General features: G+C 38.7%; 18 protein-coding genes. 8 read left to right on the top strand and 10 right to left on the bottom strand.

Annotated features, from left to right (window positions below; all coding sequences use genetic code 11):
* Positions 1-5: 5 nt before the first annotated feature.
* A complete protein-coding gene (locus ACYVFA_RS26940) occupies positions 6-2147 on the bottom strand; it encodes a beta strand repeat-containing protein (RefSeq protein WP_460474968.1) in 2142 nt (713 codons plus the stop codon).
* A gap of 121 nt (positions 2148-2268) precedes the next feature.
* A complete protein-coding gene (locus tag ACYVFA_RS26935; protein WP_460474967.1) occupies positions 2269-3198 on the bottom strand; it encodes an alpha/beta hydrolase fold domain-containing protein in 930 nt (309 codons plus the stop codon).
* Positions 3199-3424: 226 nt separating this feature from the next.
* On the opposite strand from ACYVFA_RS26935, the gene ACYVFA_RS26930 reads away from it, so the two are divergent.
* Positions 3425-6145: a DUF1553 domain-containing protein gene (locus ACYVFA_RS26930; protein WP_460474966.1), complete on the top strand. Its 2721-nt coding sequence runs from the start codon at positions 3425-3427 to the stop codon at positions 6143-6145.
* 67 nt (positions 6146-6212) lie between these two features.
* Here ACYVFA_RS26930 and ACYVFA_RS26925 read toward each other — a convergent pair whose 3' ends face one another.
* Positions 6213-6449 (bottom strand): hypothetical protein, encoded by a 237-nt coding sequence (locus ACYVFA_RS26925; protein WP_460474965.1) that lies wholly within the window; start codon positions 6447-6449, stop codon positions 6213-6215.
* Positions 6450-6495: 46 nt separating this feature from the next.
* Between ACYVFA_RS26925 and ACYVFA_RS26920 the strand changes: the two genes are divergently transcribed.
* The 3 genes from ACYVFA_RS26920 to ACYVFA_RS26910 all read left to right on the top strand — a co-directional run bounded on the left by ACYVFA_RS26920 (position 6496) and on the right by ACYVFA_RS26910 (position 11586).
* Positions 6496-7962 carry a DUF1501 domain-containing protein gene (locus tag ACYVFA_RS26920; protein WP_460474964.1) on the top strand — a complete coding sequence of 489 codons (1467 nt, stop codon included), beginning with the start codon at positions 6496-6498 and terminating at the stop codon, positions 7960-7962.
* Between the two features lie 94 nt (positions 7963-8056).
* On the top strand, positions 8057-10057 hold the full coding sequence (locus ACYVFA_RS26915) for an FG-GAP-like repeat-containing protein (protein ID WP_460474963.1): 2001 nt from the start codon (positions 8057-8059) through the stop codon (positions 10055-10057).
* A gap of 59 nt (positions 10058-10116) precedes the next feature.
* Entirely contained in the window at positions 10117-11586 is a 1470-nt protein-coding gene (locus ACYVFA_RS26910) for a fibronectin type III domain-containing protein (RefSeq protein ID WP_460474962.1), read from the top strand.
* Positions 11587-11610: 24 nt separating this feature from the next.
* On the opposite strand, the gene ACYVFA_RS26905 is transcribed toward ACYVFA_RS26910, so the two are convergent.
* Both ACYVFA_RS26905 and ACYVFA_RS26900 read right to left on the bottom strand, forming a co-directional pair.
* On the bottom strand, positions 11611-12783 hold the full coding sequence (locus tag ACYVFA_RS26905; RefSeq protein ID WP_460475221.1) for a glutathionylspermidine synthase family protein: 1173 nt from the start codon (positions 12781-12783) through the stop codon (positions 11611-11613).
* Positions 12784-12835: 52 nt separating this feature from the next.
* Positions 12836-13516, bottom strand: a complete 681-nt coding sequence (locus ACYVFA_RS26900; RefSeq protein WP_460474961.1) for a hypothetical protein — start codon at positions 13514-13516, stop codon at positions 12836-12838.
* 363 nt (positions 13517-13879) lie between these two features.
* Here ACYVFA_RS26900 and ACYVFA_RS26895 point away from each other — a divergent pair, with 363 nt between their 5' ends.
* Positions 13880-15640 (top strand): ABC transporter ATP-binding protein, encoded by a 1761-nt coding sequence (locus ACYVFA_RS26895; protein WP_460474960.1) that lies wholly within the window; start codon positions 13880-13882, stop codon positions 15638-15640.
* Positions 15641-15698: 58 nt separating this feature from the next.
* On the opposite strand, the gene ACYVFA_RS26890 is transcribed toward ACYVFA_RS26895, so the two are convergent.
* From ACYVFA_RS26890 to ACYVFA_RS26870, 5 genes are all read right to left on the bottom strand, one after another.
* Positions 15699-16268, bottom strand: a complete 570-nt coding sequence (locus tag ACYVFA_RS26890; RefSeq protein WP_460474959.1) for a precorrin-2 dehydrogenase/sirohydrochlorin ferrochelatase family protein — start codon at positions 16266-16268, stop codon at positions 15699-15701.
* Positions 16265-16762 carry a GAF domain-containing protein gene (locus ACYVFA_RS26885; protein WP_460474958.1) on the bottom strand — a complete coding sequence of 166 codons (498 nt, stop codon included), beginning with the start codon at positions 16760-16762 and terminating at the stop codon, positions 16265-16267. The genes ACYVFA_RS26890 and ACYVFA_RS26885 overlap by 4 nt, the downstream gene beginning before the upstream one ends.
* Positions 16763-16787: 25 nt before the next feature.
* The gene (locus ACYVFA_RS26880) at positions 16788-17828 is read right to left on the bottom strand and encodes an LLM class oxidoreductase (RefSeq protein ID WP_460474957.1); all 1041 of its coding nucleotides are present in this window, start codon (positions 17826-17828) and stop codon (positions 16788-16790) included.
* Between the two features lie 22 nt (positions 17829-17850).
* Positions 17851-18357: a hypothetical protein gene (locus tag ACYVFA_RS26875; RefSeq protein WP_460474956.1), complete on the bottom strand. Its 507-nt coding sequence runs from the start codon at positions 18355-18357 to the stop codon at positions 17851-17853.
* A 65-nt stretch (positions 18358-18422) separates the two neighbouring features.
* A complete protein-coding gene (locus ACYVFA_RS26870; RefSeq protein WP_460474955.1) occupies positions 18423-19217 on the bottom strand; it encodes a (Fe-S)-binding protein in 795 nt (264 codons plus the stop codon).
* 239 nt (positions 19218-19456) lie between these two features.
* Between ACYVFA_RS26870 and ACYVFA_RS26865 the strand changes: the two genes are divergently transcribed.
* From ACYVFA_RS26865 to ACYVFA_RS26855, 3 genes are all read left to right on the top strand, one after another.
* Positions 19457-20200: a LytR/AlgR family response regulator transcription factor gene (locus tag ACYVFA_RS26865; RefSeq protein ID WP_460474954.1), complete on the top strand. Its 744-nt coding sequence runs from the start codon at positions 19457-19459 to the stop codon at positions 20198-20200.
* A 10-nt stretch (positions 20201-20210) separates the two neighbouring features.
* Positions 20211-22109 (top strand): histidine kinase, encoded by a 1899-nt coding sequence (locus ACYVFA_RS26860; protein WP_460474953.1) that lies wholly within the window; start codon positions 20211-20213, stop codon positions 22107-22109.
* 121 nt (positions 22110-22230) lie between these two features.
* A complete protein-coding gene (locus ACYVFA_RS26855; RefSeq protein ID WP_460474952.1) occupies positions 22231-23118 on the top strand; it encodes a C1q-like domain-containing protein in 888 nt (295 codons plus the stop codon).
* Positions 23119-23129: the final 11 nt, after the last annotated feature.

The following is a 23129-nucleotide window of genomic DNA, read 5'->3' as shown; positions in this document are numbered from 1 at the left end:
ATTTTTTATTTTACGTTTACCAATACATTTATCTTACCAACATTTTCAGAGTCAAACGCCTGTAATGCTTTACCTAGCACCTGACCCAATTCTACTTTCGCCCGATCGGCTTTCATAGCCACACCTGGAATAGAGGATGTTACCAATAAATCGCCTCTTTTAATAGAACCGCCTTCCAGACAAACTTTAGTTGGAATTACTCCTACAACACCCATCGGAACCTTGCCTGTTAACTCGCTATCAATATTTTCTTCAGTTAATAAAACACCGGGCTTAGTTGCATAAACGCCGGCTACCAATGTAGAATAAGGTTCAGCAGATTTTTCAACTGTTCGGTCTTTTTCGATAGAAATAACCAGCACATCGCCGGGTTCAAAGTCACTGGTATTACCGTTTACGTCAAAAGCCTCAGCTAAGTCGGCTCCACTGGTTTGAGTACCGCCATTAAAGAAACCTTTGCCTGCTTTGTTGATACGGGCTACATTGCTACTGGAGCTTTGGAAAGTAGCGAGATTGCCACTTGCTCCCGTATGATTTACCAATAAGGTGCTTCCGGTGCCATTGGTAGACATCTGTACCACCGGATTGCCATTAGAAGAATTAAAGTTATCAAAACGACCCGCTTTGCCAGTACCAAAATTTGGAATCCATCCGTAAATGGCATTCCCATTTCCATCTGCAGTTGCCTCAACTCCATCTCCGCTACCTCCTGCATTAGCTGTAATACCATTACCATTACCTTCAGTTAAGGCAATTAAAGCCGGACCGTTACCGCTAGCATTTGAAGCATAGAATAAACCAGCATATCCTCCAGTACCTGATGATAGACCATAAACACCTGCCGTACCAAAATTGGCAAATATTGAATTGACCTCTCCTTTCACCGCAGCAGAAGTCCCATAGGTATTATTTACTTTGGCATTAATGCCAATCCCATTTCCTATGTTGGTTACACTTACCACATCAGTACTATTGCTGGTATTAAAATTTTCAAACCTTCCTGCTTTACCCGTGGCAAAACTAGGTACCCAGGCATATAGTGCATTACCTGCGCCATCAATATTGGTTTCTACACCATTACCATCTTTGCTGGCGTTTGCTGTAATGGCATTGCCATTCCCATCTGTAATGGCAACAAGAGCGTTCCCATTGCCAGAAACATTAGCCGCATGAAAAAGCCCGGCAAAGCCACCCGTACCAGATGTCCTGCCAAATACCCCCGCAGCACCAAAATTACCAAATATGGTATTCACCTCACCTCTTACAGCTGCTCCTACACTATTTGTATTATTTAAGGTGAACGAAGCCGCATTTCCTTGCGTATTGTCTGGTATATTGCCATTACCATTAGAATAAACCTCAAATGTATTGGCTTCAGTATTGTCACTATTATAGTTTTCAAATCTACCTGCCCGACCAGTGCTACTATTAATACCTACCTGTCCGTAAACACCAATGCCTGTATGAGCAGTGCTGGTGGCCACAAATCCTCTCACCCCAAATCCTCCACCATCATTCCTGCCTACTACTGCTCCGGCAATATCGCTGGTAATTCTCCCTACTACACCTTCTCCTGCGCCGTTATTATCAGCAACAAGACCTGCAGAAGTTTGTTGATTAGTAACACCATGTAGTGCAAATCCTGCGCCTGATGTACTGCGTATACCCGTACCATTTCCGGTTGTATTAGCATTAATTACAGTACCACTACCTACAGTGTTGATATTTAATACATTATTGTTATTAGAATTGTTGAATATACTGATATTAGCCGGTATCCCGTTTGTTGAAGTCGCATTCAGCCCTGTTCCAGTATTACTATTAGCATATACGCCAATCCCATTGGCACTTGAGTTGCCATAAACCCCCAAGCCATTAGGAGTAACACCATATACGCCCCAGCCACTTCCATTCTGGCTACCCCAGACGCCTATTCCTAAGCCTCCGGTACCATTATTGATACCTCTGATCCCTGACGAGAAACCACCAGGAGCAGTTGAAGACATAATACCTCTGATAGCAAATGTATTAGATTCAGTATTGGGATTAACCGCATCAATATATGGATTGGGTTGGGGTGCCGGTGACTGGGCAAAAAGTTTTTGTGCACTTATCGCACAGATAAGCAGAAGTCTAATTGTTTTCATGAGCTTTATAATTTTCCCGAAAATTATAGCAGTATGATTTATACTACAATATTCTGTCTAGAAAAAAAGCCTAATTTTTACTAAGCGGTCATTAATAAACTTTTGTCCCTTTTTATAAAATTTATTTTAATTCACTTTTCAGAAAAACAATAATTTTGTCTTTGATATACGACTCATCAAACATTTCGCCATAATGTGGCGCATCTTTTACAATAATTACTTCATTTCGTATTTGATTCAGATTGAGCCATGAACTCAACAATTTAGATTGGGTAGGAGGAACTGATGCATCTTTTTCACCATGAATAATCAGGAAAGGCGGGTCATTTTTGTCAATATAAGTAGAAGGGCTAGCAACTTTAGCCAGATCGGGACGGTCAAGTGGAGAGGCACCGAGTAAAGTTGTCACTGCATCTTTGGGAGCGTTCTCCTCTTGTGGTTTCAGCATCGCTAAAAAATCAGCAGGGCCATAGAAATCAACTACTGCATTGATTCTGAATGATTTCTTGATATTAGCCGCATAAAATGATGATACCTGATTATTATGAGATAGTGCTAACAAAGAAGCTAAATGTCCACCAGCCGAAAAACCCATCAAGGCTATTTTGTTTTTATTATAACCATATTGAGCTGCATGCTGATAGAGAAACTCTAAGGCTTGGTTACAGTCTTGTATCTGTGCCGGAAAAACGGCTGTTGTGCTATGTCGATAATCGATAGATGCCAGAGCAAAACCATTGTTGAGTATTGCATTAATAGTTTTCTTCATATAACTCATATCTGCATACTTATCATTCAGCATCCAGGCGCCGCCATGTACCCAAACTACTAAAGGTATATCAGTCTTCGTATTGGCAGCGTTAGCGGGAATATAAATATCTAATTGATGTTTTTTCAGCGTATCATCAGCATAAGAAACATTGCCATATAATTTAGTATCAGGAGGAAAAAAGGAAATCACCCGATTGGTAGTCTGTCCGAAGCTCAGATAGGTTGTGAAAATTGAACTAAAGATTAAAAATAAGATTTTATGAGATGAAAGCAATTTCATAGTGATAAGGGATAGATTTTTGTTTGAATATAGTACTAAAAATACGCTCAATACATTATTTGATTGATTTAATCTGCTTGTACTTAAAATTTTTGCTATAGATGGGTCTTCTTTACTACTTCTATATGTTAAAAATAATATCAAAAAAGTACAAGAAAAAAACAGAAATCTAGTGGCTAATCATTTAGGTATCAGCTAACTTTGTTAGATATTGGCCTAAACACATATGCGGATTCGCTTTTTTATTATATCAGCTCTTATCATTGCCACACTTTCTATCGGGTGGAGCTATTTCAAAGACACTTCTTCGGGTGCTATAGATTATAGCACAGAAATAAAGCCTATTCTGAATAAACATTGTATTTCGTGTCATGGAGGTGTAAAACGTCAGGGAGATTTCAGCCTTTTGTTTCGTAATGAAGCCTTGTCAAAAACAAAATCAGGTAAGCCTGCTATTATCCCTTTTCATCCTGAACAGAGTGAATTTATCAAAAGATTGACTCATACTGACCCTGACGAAAGAATGCCGTATAAAGCACCGCAATTGAGCCAGAAGGATATTGATGTGTTGACCCAATGGGTAAAGGAGGGCGCAAAATGGGGTGACCATTGGGCCTATGTAGCGCCAAAAGAAGTAAAAGTACCTAATAAAGGGCTATTTGCCGGATTATTTAGCTTTGGAAGTTGGGAACAGAATGATATCGATTATTTTATCAAAGCCAAAATGGAAGAAGAGGGTTTCTCGCCTGCCAAAGAAGCAGATAGAGCCACATTAATCAGAAGAGTATGTCTGGATATTGTAGGGTTACCACCAACTACAGAACAGATAAAAAAATATGTGACTGAAGAGGGTTCTTATGAAGCCTTAGTGGACGAATTACTGACCTCTAAACAATATGGAGAACGTTGGGCTTCTATGTGGTTGGATTTAGCCCGATACTCGGATAGCAGAGGGTATCAGAAAGATAATGGTCGCACTATCTGGCGTTATCGTGATTGGGTGATTGATGCCTTTAATGCCAATATGCCTTTCGACCAATTTACCAAAGAACAACTGGCCGGAGATTTATTGCCTTCACCTACCGAAAGCCAGTTGATTGCCACGGCTTTCCATCGGAATACGATGAATAATGATGAAACGGGTACGGTAGATGAGGAGTTCAGAGTGGCGGCGGTAATTGATCGGGTAAATACCACTTTTGATGTATGGCAGGGAACTACTTTTGCTTGTGTGCAATGTCACAGCCATCCGTACGACCCCTTCCGTAACGAAGAATATTATAAGATCATGGCCTTCTTCAACAATACCCGTGATGAAGATACGCAAGATGAAGCCCCTAACTACCGTCAGTTTTCGGACGAAGACGAAAAAAAACTTGATAGTCTGACTACCTGGATAAGAACCAATCTGAGTAATGAAAAGGGTAAGTATTATAATCAACTAATCAGAAATTTAGAGCCCCGCCACCATGCACATTATGCCGATAATTATGTGAATGGAGCATTGTTAGGTGATAGAAATATTGGATTAAGGCATACTGGCACATGCCGCTTACCAGATATAAAATTAGATAACAAAACCACATTTCTTATTAGTTATGTAAGCAAGAACCCTGGCGGTTGGCTGGAACTAAGGAAAGATAGCCCTACCGGAGAAGTATTGACTAAATTAAAATTAGATACTACCGCAAAAAACAAGTTGCTCTTTATTCCTATCAAAGCTACTCAGGGGCGGCATGATTTGTATTTAGTTGGAACGAATGGAAAGTTGAAGCCGGAACAGGATGTATTTTCAATCAACTGGTTTACGTTCCTGGAAGATTTTCCAAAAGGTGACGCTAAGAAATTTGAAGATTTCCGTTATCTGCTGACTGCTAAAAGTCAGAATACCCCAATTATGCTGAAAAGCGATGCCGATTATGAGCGCAAAACTCACACATTTGTCAGAGGTAATTGGTTGGTCCATGGTCAGGAAGTTCAACCTGATGTGCCCCGTTCAATGAATCCTTTTCCGAAAAATGCGCCAAGAAATCGCTTAGGCTTAGCAGAATGGTTAGTAGCTAAAGATAATCCGCTTACAGCCCGAACAATGGTCAATCGTTTCTGGGAACAGCTATTCGGTATCGGTCTGGTAGAAACCTTAGAAGACTTTGGTACACAAGGCGCAAAACCTTCACACGTAGCATTACTTGATTTCTTGGCAATTAAATTCAGAGGCGATTATCAATGGCAGATGAAGCCACTCATTAAATACATAGTTATGTCGGCAACATATAAGCAGGCATCTACTGGTAATGAAGATTTAGCAAGTAAAGACCCGCAGAACCGCTTATTAGCTCATGGCCCTCGTATCCGTATGACTTCTGAAATGGTCAGAGATCAGGTCTTGGCAGTCAGTGGGTTGTTAAGCGATAAGATGTACGGCAAACCGGTATTACCTTATCAACCTGATGGTGTCTGGCAGGCAGTAAATAGTAGCCTGAATTATAAGCAAAGTGAGGGGGAAGACCAGTATCGCCGGGCAATTTATACCTTCGCTCGTCGCACAGGGCCCTATCCGCAACAAATTACTTTTGATGCCCCAAGTCGGGAGATTTGTACGCAAAGACGCATACGTACCAATACCCCTTTACAGGCTTTGCAGTTACTAAACGACCCTGTATTTGTAGAAGCATCCAAAAGTCTGGCAAACCAAATGCAGAAAGGAGCAAAAACGGTAGATGGACAAATCAACTGGGCTTATCAAAGGATTTTCATACACAATGCACCTGATAAAGATTTAGATGCACTCAGACGTTTATATGAAATATCATTAAGAGAGTTTAAGACAAAACCACAAAGCAGTAAAGATTTTCTGAAAGAAGAAAAACAACAGGCAGAAACAGCTGCCTTGACTATTGTAGCGAATGCTATTTTGAATTTAGATGAATTTGTAACGAAGCAGTAATACGGATTGGCAATCCGTCACGGGTGATAGATAAGTGAAAGTATTATAAATTACAAAAGAAACGATGCTACTTAGTTAATGGTCGTTGTGTAAAACTGGCATCAGGTGTTGTTTCACCATTTTTTGCTTGTAGAATTGACTGTTCAAGTTTTTGAATTTCATCGGAGTTAAGACCATCAAGAATATCATCTTTTTGAGGAAGCAATGCAGCAATGCTATCATATAACTCTTTCAAATATTCCTTATTCTCAATTTTGTCTATTAATTGATGAAAAGCAGGTTTTATCTCTATGTCACTAAGCATGATTTTTAAGATTTGATTAAACAAATATAATAAAAATATTAAAACAATGAATCTCTTCCACGAAGTAAGCGAAGCAAACTTACAAGCCATTAAGCGTAGGCATTTCCTGAAACAATGCACTACCGGAATAGGGATGATGGCGCTTGGCTCGCTAACAGGTTGTTTTAATGGAAAGAAAGATTTATTGACCGAGAACCCATTAGCGCCTAAGATGCCACACTTTGCGCCAAAGGCAAAGAATGTGATTTATATGCACATGGCAGGTTCTCCTTCGCAGTTAGAAATGTTTGATTATAAGCCAGCCTTGGAAAAATGGCATGGCAAAGATTGCCCCGAAGAATTCCTGAAAGGTAAAACATTCGCCTTTATCAGGGGAGTACCCAAGATGCTTGGCCCACAAGGGAAATTCGCGCAATATGGGCAATCGGGTGCCTGGGCTTCTGATTATGTGCCATTCTTTCAGAATATGGTTGATGAGGTGTCTTTTCTGAAAGCCATGCATACCGACCAGTTCAACCATGCCCCGGCACAATTGTTTATGCAAACTGGCAGCCCGAGATTAGGTCGGCCGGGTATGGGCGCGTGGGCCACTTATGGTTTAGGCTCTGAAAATCAGAATCTACCGGGTTATATCGTACTTACTTCAGGAGGGAAATACCCTGAAGGAGGCAAAAGTATCTGGGGAAGTGGTTTTCTGCCTTCGGTTTACCAGGGTGTACAATGCCGCTCTAACGGAGAGCCAGTTTTATATGTCAATAATCCGGCAGGTGTTAGTAGAGATATACGCAGAGAAGCCATTAATACGATTAATGAAATCAATCAACGTCAATACGAAGAATTTAAAGACCCTGAGATATTGACCCGTATTTCTCAGTATGAACTAGCATTTAATATGCAAATGACAGTACCTGAAACGATGGATATTTCAAAAGAGCCACAGAAAATTCATGAATTATATGGTACATCGCCCGGACAAACTTCTTTTGCTAATAATTGCTTATTAGCCAGAAAATTAGTTGAAAACGGGGTACGTTTCGTACAACTCTATGACTGGGGATGGGATATGCACGGGTCAAGCAAGTCTGAATCGATTGAAATTGCGCTTTGGGAAAAATGCCGTCAGATTGATCAGGCAATGTCAGCCTTGTTATTAGATTTGAAACAAAGAGGTTTACTGGAAGAAACCCTAGTGGTATGGGGCGGTGAGTTCGGTAGAACACCAATGCAGGAAAACCGGGATAATAAACCCGCACCTTTTCTTGGTCGAGACCATCACGTAGAAGCTTATACCATGTGGTTGGCCGGAGGCGGCATCAAAAAAGGATTTACACATGGTGAAACAGATGAAATCGGCTATTATGGTGTAAAAGGCAAAACACACGTGCATGACCTGCAAGCCACAATCCTGAATCAGTTAGGGTTAAATCATGAAAAACTCACCTATGATTTTCAGGGGAGACCATTCAGATTAACAGATGTAGGGGGGAAAGTAATTAACGAGATAATTGCCTGATTGATCTATATTCATTCCATTAAATAAGTAGCAGCACACGATTGTGTTGCTATTTTTATATTCTTTCTATCTTTGCAGATATTACACTATTTCTATGAAAAAACTGAGCCTTTCTATTGCATTCTGCCTGATATTTATCATTGCGACATTAGCACAAAAATGGGAACCTATTTCTTCTACCACAGGTGAGATTCCACTGAGTTGGAAAACAACACAGCAAACAGCTTCTTTAGTTGTAGACATTGATAATGATGGCATAGCAGAATTAGTGATGGGTTGCAGAGAAAAAGCACCTGCCTTGATTTATCTCAAATATGAATCTTCTATAGGCTGGCGGGAATTTGCCATTGAAAAAGAGTTCTTAACGATTGAAGCGGGAGGTGCTTTTTATGACATAGATAATGATGGAGATAAAGATATAGTATTTGGTGGCGACTGGCAAAGCAATAAACTATGGTGGTGGGAGAATCCATATCCATTTTATAATCCGAATGTACCGTGGAAGCGTAAAGAAATTAAAACTGATGGGCAAACCCAACACCATGATCAGGCTTTCGGAGATTTTAAACAAACAGGTAGAGCTCAGCTCGCTTTCTGGAATCAAGGAGCAAAAACATTATTTATCGCGGATATTCCTGAGGAGGCCTGGAGAGGTGGAAAATGGGAATATACGCCTGTGTTTGTAGCAGGTGAAAAGGAAAAGAAATCCTGGTATGCGGAAGGCTGTACTGCAGCAGATGTAGATGGAGATGGATTCACAGATTTGATAGCAGGGAATTACTGGTTTAAATATGTCGATGGCAAATTCAAAGCCATTCAATTTGGTGAAGAGGGGGGTAGAGTAGTAGCGGCTAAGTTCCGTGCCGGAAAAAAGATGCAGATTGTTGTTTCGCCGGGCGATGGCACAGGCAGATTATTGTATTACGAGTGTACAGGAAGCGCAGAAGTGACAGCCAACTGGAAGGCCAAAGATTTAATAGGCAGAGAACTGGTACATGGCCATACCTTGGAAGCCGCCGATATTGATGACGATGGGAACCTTGATATTTTTTGTGCTGAAATGGCCAAATGGTCGGAGAAGAAAACAGAGCCTGATAACCCGAATGCCGAAGCCTTTATTCTCTATGGAGATGGAAAAGGAGGATTCAGAAAAACAACTTTCCAGAAAGGAATTGATTTTCATGAAGGAAGGGTTTATGACGTTGATGGTGATGGAGACTTAGATATTGTTTCGAAACCTTATAACTGGAATGCCCCCAGAATAGATATGTGGTTGCAGAATGGCAATGGTAAAAAATTACCTAATATCAGTAAATCATTGGATGGCAGAATAGGTTTAGAGCTATACAGTCTGAGAGATGAGTTTAAAACCGATGTGCCAGGAACATTGGCTTATGTAAAAAGTCTGGGGATAAAGGAAGTGGAAGTTGCAGGTACTTATGGTATGAAACCAGAAGACTTCAGAAAAGAACTGGATAATGCAGGTCTGACACCTTATAGCACATTGCTGGATTTTGGTTTATTCAAAGATAGCCTTGATAAAGTGATTGCTATAGCCAAGGGCTTGGGCGTTACTTATGTAGGCACGGCTTGGATTCCGCATAAGCCTAATCAGTTTAGTAAAGAAGATGCCGATAAAGCTATTGCTATTTTTAACAGAGCTGGAGCAGCGCTAGCTAAAGCCGGACTTCATTTTTATTATCATTGTCATGGCTATGAATTCAAACCGAGCGAAGAAGGTACCTTATTTGATTATATCGTGCAGAAAACTGATGCTCAAAATGTAAGCTTTGAATGTGATGTTTACTGGGCTTTTCATGGCGGGCAAGACCCAGCTTTATTACTGAAAAAACATAAAGGCAGATTTATAGCCATCCATATCAAAGACATGAAACCCGGACAAGAAACAGGAGAATTATCAGGCGGTACTCCCTTAACTTCGGATGTAGCTGTTGGAACTGGTCAATTGAATTTTTCTAAAATCCTGAGGGCAGCTATTCAGTCAGGTGTAAAATATTATTATATTGAAGATGAAAATGCCGAAGTAAAACAACACCTGCCTCAGACATTGAGATATCTGAAGAATTTGAAATAGAAATTTAGAGACTTGCTTTGACGATAAAACCTTAAAGAATAATTGAATTAATACTACCAATGCGCGTAAATCCTACCATAAGAACTGCTGTGATAATTGCTTTGCTTTTATCATGTTTTAATACCTACTCACAAACGCCATTTATCAGCCAATTAGAAGGATTAAATGGCGGAGAAGAAGCTAAAGTAACAATGATTGATGGTATAATGGGAAAAGATTATACCATACAATATCGGTTAAAAAATACTTCTGATTGGACTGATTCTCCTGTAAAAATCAAAAAAAGTACACAACTGTCCGACGGTATTATTACAGGCTTAGAAAGCAATAACAATTATTGTTTTAGATTAATAAAAAGAGATTCTCTTACTAATGCTGATACTTTCTCAAATGAAGCGTGTTCAATTAATCTAAAGTCTACTTTACTTTCAGACAGGGAAGTAAAGCTTGAATGGAATGGAATAAATAATACTGAATTAAGTAGAGTTGCAATTACAGTAATGGAGGAAAATGGGAGTAATATGAATAATATTTATCCTGAAAAAATAGCAGATACAAGCTATGTATATAACCAATTGTACTGCCCGGTGAAGTTTAAATTTAATATTTCGGCCACCCATGTTTATATTGAAAATGGTATAAGAAAAAGTACTATAATAAAATCTCCCCAAATATTGGTAGACCCTGCGTCAATGAAAACACCGCCTAATTTACAAACTATTGGAGTGGTTAGTTCAGGCACAGATAATACAATTAGCTATAATATGGTCGCAGTTCAACCGCAATTTAAGTATGAGCTTTATAGGTCGGTAAATGGGAGCGAAATGATGAAAATAGCAGAACTCATTAATGTCAATGTATTTAAACATAGGGATGTAGATACCGAAAAAAACTATTATTGTTATGCAAACAAATATGTTAACGAGTGTGGGAATATCTCTGAATTATCAGGAAAGGCTTGTACTATGCTATTGTCTTCTAAAACTTATGGCAGGCTAACCTGGACCCCTTTTACCATACAAGCAGATGAGGATTTATATAAAAAAGAAAAAACAGAATATCATATTCAATTAATTGATATATCGGGTACTGTATTACACACTATTGGTAATACTACTGATACAACTATTGCAATAGATGTTGAATCTTTAACTCCTTATCTATCAAATAGTAAGTTCAGAGTTTTAGCGACAATAGACGGAGAATTAAATCTCTACTCACAAACAATACCATTTCCAATTTATTCTTATTCTAATTCAGCTCCTCCGTATTTAATTCTTGGTAATGAATCCTTAAAAAATACTTTGACTGTATTTCCTAATCCAACAGAAGACAAAATCCTGATTAACTCATCAGGAGCACATGTGAGATTTATGGAATTAATAGATATGAAAGGGAGAATAATTCATAAAGGCGAAGTTTTGGGAGATACCATCAATCTGAATGGATTCGAGGAAGGTAAATATATTCTTCGCTTGTATGATGCGAATAAGAAATTGATAAACATAAAGAATATAGTGAAGTGGTAAATCACCACTTCACTATATTCTTATTTACTCTATAATATGCCCACAAAATTGGGCTTTATTATCAATGATTTTGCCACCTTTGCGGAAGCCTAAGCCACAGGCTTCTCCCGCGAAGAATACGCCTGCCTGATAATAATTACCTGTTTTATCCTGCAAAAATTCAGTGTATTCCTGAAAGACTGTGTTCTGCTCAAAATACTCGCCATCGTTCTTTTCTAAGGCATAACCATCCGCAGAAAGGATTCGGACATTAGCACCCTCACGACCAAATAGCACTTTTTCTACACTTGCTTTGCCCTGAATAACCTTATTTTCAGTTTGTAGTAAAAGAGGATGATTTGGATACAACTCCCATAAGACTTTTAAAATGCCCTTCGACTGAAATAACAACGTATAAGCAGGATTCAGAATAACGGCTTTCTGATTGATAACCATATCGGTCAATATATCTGCCAACTCAGGTTCGTCCCAGCCAATGTATTCCCACGGAATTAATTTGAACCAATAATCATATTTCGTAAAGCTCCCATCTTTTGCATTTTGCTTATAAATACCTTCAATAGGCGAGAACTCTACTTCATCAATATATTCAAAAGCTACTTCAAAACCTGCTTCTTTGGCGGCCTCACCCAGTACCTGCATATTAGTATCATCTTCCGGGTAATCCCGCATAGTTGAGATGAGAAGGGTCGGCTCAAAGCTTGGATTTTGTCTTTGTATCTCTCTGAAATTTTCAACCAGCCTTTCATACAATGTATTAAATTGCTGGCTTTCATCCAGATTATTCGCTTTCAACGATGCCCATTGTACAACAGCTGTCTCAGGAATACAGGTTGCTGTATCGGCATTAAACTCAATCAATTTAATTGGTTTGCCATCAAGACCTCCACTTAAATCAAAACGCCCGTATAAATGCCATTGCTTGTCGTTATCCCATGAGTATTTTACCAGCCTATGAAGGTTTTCAGGGATACCCAATTCTTCCAGACGATTATTATCAAGTACGTGCTGCCCTGCCTCTACAAACATCTCATAAAGTTCGTTGGCAGCTTCATAATATTGTTCTGCTTCTTGTTCTGATACTACCACCATATCGTCAGTAATATAAGGCAAAGTATCTTCTCCTAACATCCAATCCCAGCCAGCATTTCTCAGGAATTGCTGTGGAGGTGTTATTAATTTTTTCAGTTTCATAATGATGGATTTTAAGCGATTACTGTATCAATAGACCTCTAAATCGCTTTACAAATTAAGAGTGATGGCTACTATGGCTGGAACTATGGAAAAATCCGCTTTTTCCACCTACTGGTCTTGACATAGTAGTACGCGAATGACTGATGTTCTGATGAATCTCACTTGATTTGCGGAAGGCTGCCGCAGTAGCATAATATCTTAACATACCACCTCCATAATAACCATGACGACGACGAGCTGTACTATCATTTCTAGAGCCGGAGGCTTGAGCAATGCCGTTGTTTGGGCTTACATCGGGGCGATATTGTGTATAATTCGGGCTTAGTGTTTTTGCCAGCAAATAACCCATGCCACCATATAAAAGTGCATTTGATAAATTATCGCTTCTACCGATATTACTCGGGTTTGTGCGTACCTCATCATCAATCAAAGCTTTTACTGCTTTTGGTGAAAGCGTGTCTTTTTTGCCATCCAGATAAGTAACGATAGCTACCGAGCTATCAGCAGGTACTTCTACCTCATCCGTAATTTTGAAGATACCCTTAGAAGTTTCAGAAATATAGGTTTTTACGCCTTTGGTATACACATCTACTTCTTCGTATTCATAATCGTCTTCAGAGTCATTGTTACAACTCTGTAAGGTGAAACTACTTCCTAAAATAGCCAAAGCAAGCGTACTGCTGATGGTAATATCTTTCACTTTCCTGATGAAAGCTTTAGTACTAACAGGTGTCATAACGGTTCAGTTTATAAGACAAAGTTTTTCTAAAAATAAAGATAAAAAAAGAATCTTTGGAAGAATGGTAATTTATTAGACGATTCCGGGTGAAAATTGATGTGAAATTATAGTTAAGCAACCAAATAGCGTGGAATTATTTATAAAAACGCTTTGTTCTTTAATTAGTAACCTATGAAGTTGTTTTGGATTTTCGTTTCTTTTTAAAAATAGGGGTGTTTTGAGCGAGCCAAATCAAATAATAAAAGCGTAACATCGCTACGGTTGAGATTATTTGATGCAGGCGGAGCTAAAACAACACATTTTTAAATGAAAGGAACAATCCTAAACAACTTCTACACTTAATTCCCAAGGAAATATTAGATGAAACTTCTTTTACATTATCTTAGCCGCTATCGTTGGCAAGTTGTTCTTGCTTTGACTTTAGCAGCTATCAATCAAACTTTCTCGCTGCTTGACCCTTATATCTTTGGAAAACTCATTGACAAATACGCCAACCGTGCCAAAGATTTTACTGAACCTGAATTCCTGAAAGGTGTTTCTTTGATGTTAGGTGCTGTAATAGGTGTAGCCATGGTAAGTAGAATTGCCAAGACTTTGCAAGACTACATGGTAAATATGATTATTCAGAAACTGGGTGCAAACGTATTTACTGATGGACTAAAGCACACACTAAACCTGCCATATCAGCAATTTGAAGATCAGAGGAGTGGTGAAACACTCTCGATTTTACAAAAAGTACGTACAGATTCAGAAAAATTTATTACTTCATTTATTAACGTTGCCTTTACTTCTTTGGTTGGTATTGTCTTCCTGACTATCTATTCTTTAAGTGTTAACTCATGGTTGATAGGTATCTATTTTATTGGCGCTTTTGCATTAGCAGCCTTAACCAGAGTATTGAGTAGAAAAATCAAGGAAATACAAAAGGTCATTGTCAAAGAAACAACTGCTTTAGCCGGAACAACCACTGAATCACTTCGTAATATCGAATTGATTAAGAGTTTAGGGCTAACCGGGCAGGAAATAAAACGCTTAAATCAGAATACTTTCAAGATTCTCCAATTAGAATTAAAGAAAGTACGCGGGGTGCGTAGTATCAGTTTTGTACAGGGAACATTCGTTAACTTTCTGCGCCAGTGTATTCTCTTTGTATTATTATTTCTGATTTTCAGAGAGCAAATGACTGTTGGCCAGTTATTGAGTTTGCAATTCTACTCTTTCTTTGTATTTGGCCCAATGCAGGAAATCGGGAACGTGATTATTGCTTATCGTGAAGCAGAGGCATCATTAAATAACTTCGACAAACTATTAAAGAAGCCAATTGAAGTAACACCAGAATTCCCAACTCATTTAGGGACAGTTAAACACTTACAATTTGAAAATGTAAGCTTTAAACACCTGACTGCTCATACCAATGCTTTAGACCATGTTAATTTTGAAGTAAAAGAGGGAGAAACAGTGGCGTTTGTAGGACCATCAGGTTCAGGGAAAACCACCTTGGTAAAACTATTAGTAGGCTTATATAATCCTTCACATGGAACGATTTATTATAACAATCTGCCTTCTGATGAAATCAATATTGAAGAATTGCGCTCACAGATTGGTTTTGTTACACAAGATACCCAATTGTTTTCAGGAACAATTAAAGAAAACCTCCTTTTTGCACAGCCCAATGCAACGGATGCACAGATAATGGATGTATTGGAAAAAGCAGCTTGCCAAACCTTACTGGCTCGTGCAGATAATGGAGTTGATACAATCATCGGTGAAGGAGGAATCAAGATTTCAGGTGGTGAAAAACAACGCCTTTCTATTGCCAGGGCTTTGTTAAGAAACCCGAAAATCTTTGTATTTGATGAAGCTACCTCTGCCTTAGATTCATTGACAGAAGAAGAAATTACCAATACAGTGAAAAGTGTAACGGCACAAGGAGATTATATCACAGTAATGATTGCGCACCGTTTAAGTACGGTCATGCACGCCGATAGAATCTTTGTTTTAGAACAAGGGCAAATCATCGAAGTTGGCAGACATGAAGAGTTATTAGCCGAAAAAGGATTATACTACGCTATGTGGAGACAACAGATAGGGGAGAGAAAGAATACCTTGGCAGTGGCTTAGTAATTTGTAAATAAAAGAAGAAGCCCTTTGTTCAGGTAGACAGAGGGCTTCTTTATTTTTATTTTTCTCGCATTACTTTAGTAATCTCATTCAACTTCTGAACTTTCTCCTGAAAATCACCTTTTAGTTTATTTCTGATGCTTTGCAGATTATCTAAGGTTTCTTGCAGTGTATCAGGCAATATTTCTTCTAAAACCTCACGGAAGCGCTTGGCAAATGTAGGAGACTTGCCATTGGTTGAGATAGCTATTTTTAAATCATCTTTTACTACTACCGAACTCAGATAAAAATCGCAAAGGTCGGGAGTATCAGCTATATTAACCAATATTTTCCGTGCTTTACAATCTTGCTGTACTTGTTGGTTTACTGCTTTATTGTCTGTGCCTGCAATAACTATATCTATACCCTCTAGATACTTGCTGTGATATTTTTCGAAAACTAAAGTCAGATTATGGCTTTCTACCAATGCCTTGATTTCGTCTTTGATTTCGGGTGCTACTAAGGTAATTTTTGCTTTAGGTGAATTGCGTAAAACTGCTTCTAATTTTTCTAAACCCACATTCCCGCCACCTACAACCAAAGTATGTAGTTCTTCCAGTTTTAAAAATATGGGAAACAGATTATTCATATTACAAGTGTAAAGGTCTTTTGAAGTAATTGCATCATTTTCTCTAACCCCTCCTTATCATCTTCCGAGAAATCATCTAATTTATCGCTATCCACATCCAATACCATAAGTACTTCGCCAGTATGGTCAAAAACAGGCACGACAATTTCTGATTTTGAAGCCGAACTACAAGCAATATGCCCCGGAAATTCATCAACATTCGGCACAATTACAGTTTCTTTGGTTCGATAACAATAGCCACATACACCTTTATCAAAATTGATACGGGTACAGGCAATTGGCCCCTGAAATGGCCCTAAAACCAATTGATTTTCTTTTTTGATGTAAAAACCTACCCAGAAAAAGCCAAAGGCTTCCTTCAGGACGGCAGCTATATTTGCCAGATTAGCAATGGTATCTGTTTCTCCGCTTATCAAGCCTTCTACTTGTGGTAGCAGACTTTCATAAATTTCTTTGCGTGCGGTGGTTTGCGGTATAAATAAGGTTTCGGCCATAGTACTTTTAATAATACGGAATTAACTACTGAACTACATTTAGTGCTTTTCTGACAACCGGAGCGACTTGTGTACCAAATAACTCAATAGCTTTCATGATTTTTGTATGAGGAATATCTCCTTTCACCATTTGTGCCAGAAAGCGAGTATGACCGAAAAGGTCTGCCTGATAAAGAATCTTATCAATCACCTGTTGTGGACTCCCTACAAACAATGGCCCGTCAGGCATACATAAATATTCAAAATGCTCGCGGGTAATAGGTGACCAGCCACGTTCTTTGCCGACGCGATTCATCAGTTTTTCGTACGAAGGCCAGAATTCATCTTCAGCTTGTTGAGAGGTTTCGGCAATATAAAACTGTGAGTTAATACCTAGCTGGAATTTAGCGGGGTCGTGCCTGGCTTCTTTATACGACTGTTTGTAAAGATTCACAAACGATACATACTGGCTTGGACGACCACCCAGAATAGCCAAAGTCATTGGCAGGTTCATCTTTCCTGCACGGATAGCCGAAGCAGGTGTGCCACCTACTGCCAGCCATATCGGAAGCGCCTCCTGAATAGGTCTGGGATATACCCCTAAATGATGGATAGGCGCTCTGAATTTACCTTTCCACGAAATGATTTCAGATTGATTAATCTTGGTCAGCAAATCAAGTTTTTCAACAAATAACTCATTGTAATCATCCAGACTATAACCGAATAGAGGAAAAGACTCTATGAATGACCCTCTACCCGCCATGATTTCTGCCCGACCATTCGAAATGAGATCTAAAGTAGAAAAATTCTGAAAAGTACGAACCGGATCAGCAGAACTTAGAACGGTTACAGAACTTGACAAACGAATATTTTTAGTAACCGCTGCAATGGCAGCTAGTGCTACTTCAGGAGCAGAAATAATAAAATCGGGGCGGTGGTGTTCACCTACGGCAAATACATCTAAACCCACTTCATCGGCCAGTTTGCCTTCGGCTATTAACTCCTGCATGCGCGTATGGGCATTAACTGCTTTGCCAGATACACCATCTGCGTGTACTTCTCCAAATGTGCTGATACCTAATTCCATAATCAATAAAGAGAAGTTTGATTTAAGCTAAAGAACCCACGTTGTTGAAAAATCTTTTCAGATAACTTTCTGAAGCGCGTACTTGCCATTGGGTAGATAAATCAGCTAATGTGTGGAGATTATTGTTATTTACAAATAGAATTGTATTGGCAGAGATAAGTCCGCTTTCAATCGCTTTTTTAGGCTGGAAAATAGAAAAGGTCTTGATTTCGTCTCCATCAATATAAGCCTGAGAGCGGTCGAAAAAGTCAATATTATAACGATTTCCTAATTCTTTGAACCATCTGGTAGAAGCATCTATTGAACAACCACTGGCTTCGTTCTGGTTTTCGTCTAGAGCAATCACTACAAAACGATTATGCAATACCTTTACTGAAGCTAATAAAGAAGCACCGTGTGCTGCCCACTGGCTTACGGCTGGTTGTAAAGTAGTTTCAACATCATTGACTTCTGCATCAGTCAAGTTGCGGTTTGCTTGATAAACCCAGATACGGGCACTCTGAGGAATTTGTTCAAAAGAAATATACATAATACAGGTTTTATTCTGTTAGCTAAACATTCAATCTGCCTGTAAAAGTTCTGTCAGCAAACGAACTAAAGTGTCTGAATGAGCAATTCTGCCAAATCATATACCTTTACCTCGTTTTCTTTTTCTTTATTCTTCACGCCGTCGGAAATCATCGTCATACAGAACGGGCAAGCTACCGCAATAGTTTTAGCGCCTGTTGCCAGGGCATCTTCTATGCGTTCTACATTAATATCTTTATTGCCTTTTTCTGGTTCTTTAAACATTTGCGCCCCACCTGCACCACAACATAAGCCATTGGTACGGCAACGTTTCATCTCTACCAGTTCTGCATCTAGTATTTCTAATACCTGACGAGGGGCTTCGTAAACATCATTAGCTCTGCCAAGGTAGCAGGAGTCATGAAAAGTGATTTTCTGACCTTTGAAAGTGCCACCACCTTCTACTTTTACTTTACCTTCGTTGATTAATTGTTGCAGATATTGCGAGTGGTGAAGCACTTCATAATTACCACCTAATTCGGGATATTCGTTTTTCAGCGTATTAAAACAATGTGGACACGCAGTTACTATTTTTTTTACGCCATAACCGTTCAAAACCTGAATATTCTGTTGAGCCAGCATCTGAAAAGTAAACTCATTTCCGGCTCTGCGGGCAGGGTCTCCGGTGCAACTTTCTTCAGTACCTAATACAGCGAAATTAACCCCGATTTTGTTCAGAATTTTAACAAAAGCAATGGTTACTTTTTTGTAGCGGTCGTCGAAAGAACCTGCGCAACCAACCCAGAAAAGTATTTCAGGTTCCTGCCCGTTCATGGCCATTTCTGCCATGGTAGGCACTTTATATTCAATAGTATCTGTCATAGTTAGTAGTTTCAAAAACGATTTAAAAAAATCGTGATACATCAACAAAAATAGTATGCTTGCATAATATTTGCAATAGTATTCATAAAATATTTGAGAGATTATTAAAACTGCGCAAAATCAGGCATATCAATGTATTTTAATGAGTCTTTTATAGTTATCTGTTCATTTTATAAATGGTTGGTTTGGTGAGATTATGAAAAAAAGATAAATTTGAAACGAACCTATTATTCAACACAATGACCTCGGTAGTTTTAGTAGATGATGAAGAAGAATGCCTGGATGTTCTTGAAGCAGAACTCAATAAATTCTGCCCTGATTTCCAGATTTTACAAAAATTAAATAACCCGGTTGAAGCGGTTGAATATATCAATCATACCCCATTCGATGTTCTTTTTCTTGATATTTCAATGCCCTTGCTCAATGGTTTTGACTTATTGAAACAAGTGAAGCAAATTGATTTTGATGTCATTTTTGTAACAGCTTATGATAACTTTGCCTTAAAGGCATTTGAATTTTGTGCAGTAGATTATCTGGTTAAGCCTACTAATAAGGAAAGCATCATAAGAGCCGCAGAGAGAATCAGAGATAAGCAGAAAAATGATAGTATCAGGCAGAATATTGCTTTGTTACTGGCGAATATGCAAAAAGATAGTATTAAACGACGCCAAGTGGCTATTCCCACTCTGGAAGGGTTCGAGTTTGTAAGTATTCACCAAATCACTTACGCCAAAGCAGAGGGTAATTATACTACTATTGTGTTGCAAGGGCAGGAAAAAATACTCATTTCAAAAACCCTGAAAGAGTTTGAAGGTATCCTGAATGATTCAGCCTTTGCTCGTATCCACAATTCGTATGTAGTAAATCTTGAGCATGTAAAGAAATATATTAAGGGTGAGTCCGGCTCGGTGGTTTTAAACGACGGGACTATCTTACAGGTATCGCGTGCCAACAAATCCAAGTTATTAAGCAGATTAAGTTAGGTTGGCAAGTATGAAAAAGACTATCATTACATTGGTATTAATGGGTTTATTTGGTTTTTTGAATGCCCAGAATATGGCAATAGCAGATAGCACTTTCAGTAGAGCCGAAGTATTAGATTTAAAACAATACACTGATTTTTTTCTTGATTCTACTCATCAATGCTCCATTGACAGGATTAAGAATCAGTCGTTTAAGCGGCTTAATCTCCTCCATGAATTTGACCATTTTTCAAGATATGGTACTGATATATGGCTAACCTTCCAGATAAAAAATGTAACATCAGATACTTTAAAATGTCTCTTTACAGCCGGAGGGAGTTTTTATACTACTTTATATGTATCTGATGGTGCAAGGATGCTTCAGGTGGCAGAAGCAAGCAGATTAATGACAGAGCATAAGCGGCCTTTCAGATTTGACGGGGCCTATCTGCCTATTCTTATACCCCCGCATAAAATATATATCTATTATGCCAGGCTCAATCGGTTCTCTCTTAAAAAAGTGCAGATTGCCCCGAGGCTTGTATCTTATAATCAAGAGGCCCGCAATAAAGAACAAGCCTTATATCAGGATCGCTTTGCAATGGTGTTTAATTATTCGCTGATAGCCATCTTGTTATTTCTAGGAGTATTTACACTACTGCAATACATTCTTAACCGCCAGCTATATATATTATACTATTCGCTCTATTTGTTTTCCATGTCCGGGTTTGCTATTTGGGGGTTTGAGCATTCGCCATTTGTGGTGTATTTTATGAAGTATTTCCCGTTTTTGCTGACTTCCCTGAGACAAAATTTTTATGTACTACTAACCCAGTTCTTTTATTTCTTATTTATTGGCAAGTTTCTGCTTTATACCCATTCACATCCCTTTATTACCCAAACTATCCGGTTTTTGTTGAAGACAATTAGCGTGCTGATGGCTTTAGAACTAATTATTACGCTTGTTTTGAATAGATATGACTGGGAAATTTATCTGAGTATATTCACTCAGGTGTATCTGTCGGTATTCGGATGCGTAGTATTATTTTTTATCTATCAGATTAAAACCCAACTGGCATTTTATATTAAAATTGGCAGCACTTTTTTATTATTAGCCGGTATTTTTGGTTTTATTTCAAGCTGGTTGCAATGGATACCACAGAGTTCTGATTTACTGGAGCATTATCCGAATGTATTTTTCAATACCTGTGTTTTACTCGAAATCCTGTTTTTCTCAATGGGATTGGCCTATAAGTCTGTTGAAATTATAAATCAGAAAAACGATTTGGAACAGGCTGTTTCGGTCTCCGAGCTCAATATTCTGCGTTTACAGATTAATCCGCATTTTCTGTTTAATAGCCTTAATTCAATTAAAAGCTATATTGTCAAAAACAAAATGGATGAAGCGGCTGACTACCTGACAGATTTTTCGATGCTGATTCGTTCTATTCTGCAAAAATCCAAAGAGCAGGTTGTTACATTGCAGGAAGAAATAGATACAGCCTTGCTATATATTAAACTCGAACAATTCAGATTTCAGAATAAATTTGATTTTAAATACGAGATAGCACCAGATATTGATACTCAGAGTACGATGATTCCGGCACTATTGCTACAGCCTTATATAGAGAACGCCATCAAACACGGATTAACCAATAAGCCTGTAAAAGGAATGTTAAGTTTAAAAATACTTGAAATCGATGGACAGGTACAAATACTGATTGAGGATGATGGTATCGGAAGAGAAAAGGCAGCTGAACTCAAGTATAATTCAGAGGGACATCAATCGATGGGTTTGAAAATTAATGAGGATAGAATAAAGTTACTCAATAAAATTTATGGATGGAGCATACAATATGAAATCATAGACAAGACTGACTCAGCCGGCCATCCCACAGGCACATCAGTTGTCATAAGGCTGGCTCAATAAGCTCCTACCAATTTTCTCCTATTTCCTGCAAGATATTAACTCATCACCGCTAAATACTCATTGGTGCTTGTGCTGCTGGTTCTATTTTAAGAGTTTTGGCAACACAAAGCCCCTATTTTATATGAGAAAACTTTTCCTTCTACTCTTTACTACACAAATTTCAATTGCACAGGTAAGTACATTACCTACTTCGATAGGTATAGGCACAGGTACGCTCTCTACTATTCCTTTACATATCAACAGTGTGGGTGAGGTAGCCCGGTTTCAGGGAACTACACCATATGTATCTTTTTATGATAATGCCTTGCTCAATGGCTATATTCAGGCGATTAACAATAGTTTTGAAATTGGTTCAAAGAACAATTATACAATCACATTTTATACAGGCGATACTCAACGCCTGAAAATCTACGGTGATGGTAGCGGTATTACAGCCTACACCCGTATTAATGCAGGCGCCGGACTTGATTTGGTAGGGTCACTAAGGGTAGGAGATAATGCGGGTACCCTGGGTGATGTCCTGATGTCACTAGGCAACGGTACGCCAGTCTGGAGCTCTATCAGCCAGAACCCGCAAGTGGGTTTTCAGGCAAGCCTGTTCCCGGTTGGGGGATATGAGGTGCCTAACGCCAGCGAAACATTCCTGAATAATTTTAATGAACAATTTGATGATGGCAGTAATTTTGATAAAGTAACGGGAGTATTTACCGCTCCCTCTAGTGGCTTGTATGCTTTCGATATTGATATTAAAATACCTAATTTAACCAGCAGTCCGAATATTCCGGGATATATAAGGTTGTACAGGAATGACATAATAAGTCAGCAACGCAATTTTATAATAAGCACCTCTTCAAGCTATGGTAATGGCGTTGAAACTTCTTTCAGATTAAAACTTCAACAGAACGATACAGTTAAATTTTCCTTCTTTCAGGCATCTGGTAGTAATATAGATATAGGGGATAATGGAAGCCTGACAACCAGAACCGTTACCTGTTATAAAATTTACTGATTCATACCTTT

It is taken from the genome of Emticicia fontis (assembly GCF_054779675.1).
This window is presented reverse-complemented; position numbering and strand designations above follow the sequence as displayed.

Coding starts and splice junctions, on each gene's coding strand:
- ACYVFA_RS26855 (WP_460474952.1), top strand. CDS start 22,231: ATGAGAAAACTTTTCCTTCTACTCTTTACTACACAAATTTCAATTGCA.
- ACYVFA_RS26925 (WP_460474965.1), bottom strand. CDS start 6,449: ATGCTTAGTGACATAGAGATAAAACCTGCTTTTCATCAATTAATAGAC.
- ACYVFA_RS26915 (WP_460474963.1), top strand. CDS start 8,057: ATGAAAAAACTGAGCCTTTCTATTGCATTCTGCCTGATATTTATCATT.
- ACYVFA_RS26885 (WP_460474958.1), bottom strand. CDS start 16,762: ATGGCCGAAACCTTATTTATACCGCAAACCACCGCACGCAAAGAAATT.
- ACYVFA_RS26890 (WP_460474959.1), bottom strand. CDS start 16,268: ATGAATAATCTGTTTCCCATATTTTTAAAACTGGAAGAACTACATACT.
- ACYVFA_RS26930 (WP_460474966.1), top strand. CDS start 3,425: ATGCGGATTCGCTTTTTTATTATATCAGCTCTTATCATTGCCACACTT.
- ACYVFA_RS26910 (WP_460474962.1), top strand. CDS start 10,117: ATGCGCGTAAATCCTACCATAAGAACTGCTGTGATAATTGCTTTGCTT.
- ACYVFA_RS26865 (WP_460474954.1), top strand. CDS start 19,457: ATGACCTCGGTAGTTTTAGTAGATGATGAAGAAGAATGCCTGGATGTT.
- ACYVFA_RS26940 (WP_460474968.1), bottom strand. CDS start 2,147: ATGAAAACAATTAGACTTCTGCTTATCTGTGCGATAAGTGCACAAAAA.
- ACYVFA_RS26935 (WP_460474967.1), bottom strand. CDS start 3,198: ATGAAATTGCTTTCATCTCATAAAATCTTATTTTTAATCTTTAGTTCA.
- ACYVFA_RS26920 (WP_460474964.1), top strand. CDS start 6,496: ATGAATCTCTTCCACGAAGTAAGCGAAGCAAACTTACAAGCCATTAAG.
- ACYVFA_RS26860 (WP_460474953.1), top strand. CDS start 20,211: ATGAAAAAGACTATCATTACATTGGTATTAATGGGTTTATTTGGTTTT.
- ACYVFA_RS26875 (WP_460474956.1), bottom strand. CDS start 18,357: ATGTATATTTCTTTTGAACAAATTCCTCAGAGTGCCCGTATCTGGGTT.
- ACYVFA_RS26870 (WP_460474955.1), bottom strand. CDS start 19,217: ATGACAGATACTATTGAATATAAAGTGCCTACCATGGCAGAAATGGCC.
- ACYVFA_RS26895 (WP_460474960.1), top strand. CDS start 13,880: ATGAAACTTCTTTTACATTATCTTAGCCGCTATCGTTGGCAAGTTGTT.
- ACYVFA_RS26880 (WP_460474957.1), bottom strand. CDS start 17,828: ATGGAATTAGGTATCAGCACATTTGGAGAAGTACACGCAGATGGTGTA.
- ACYVFA_RS26900 (WP_460474961.1), bottom strand. CDS start 13,516: ATGACACCTGTTAGTACTAAAGCTTTCATCAGGAAAGTGAAAGATATT.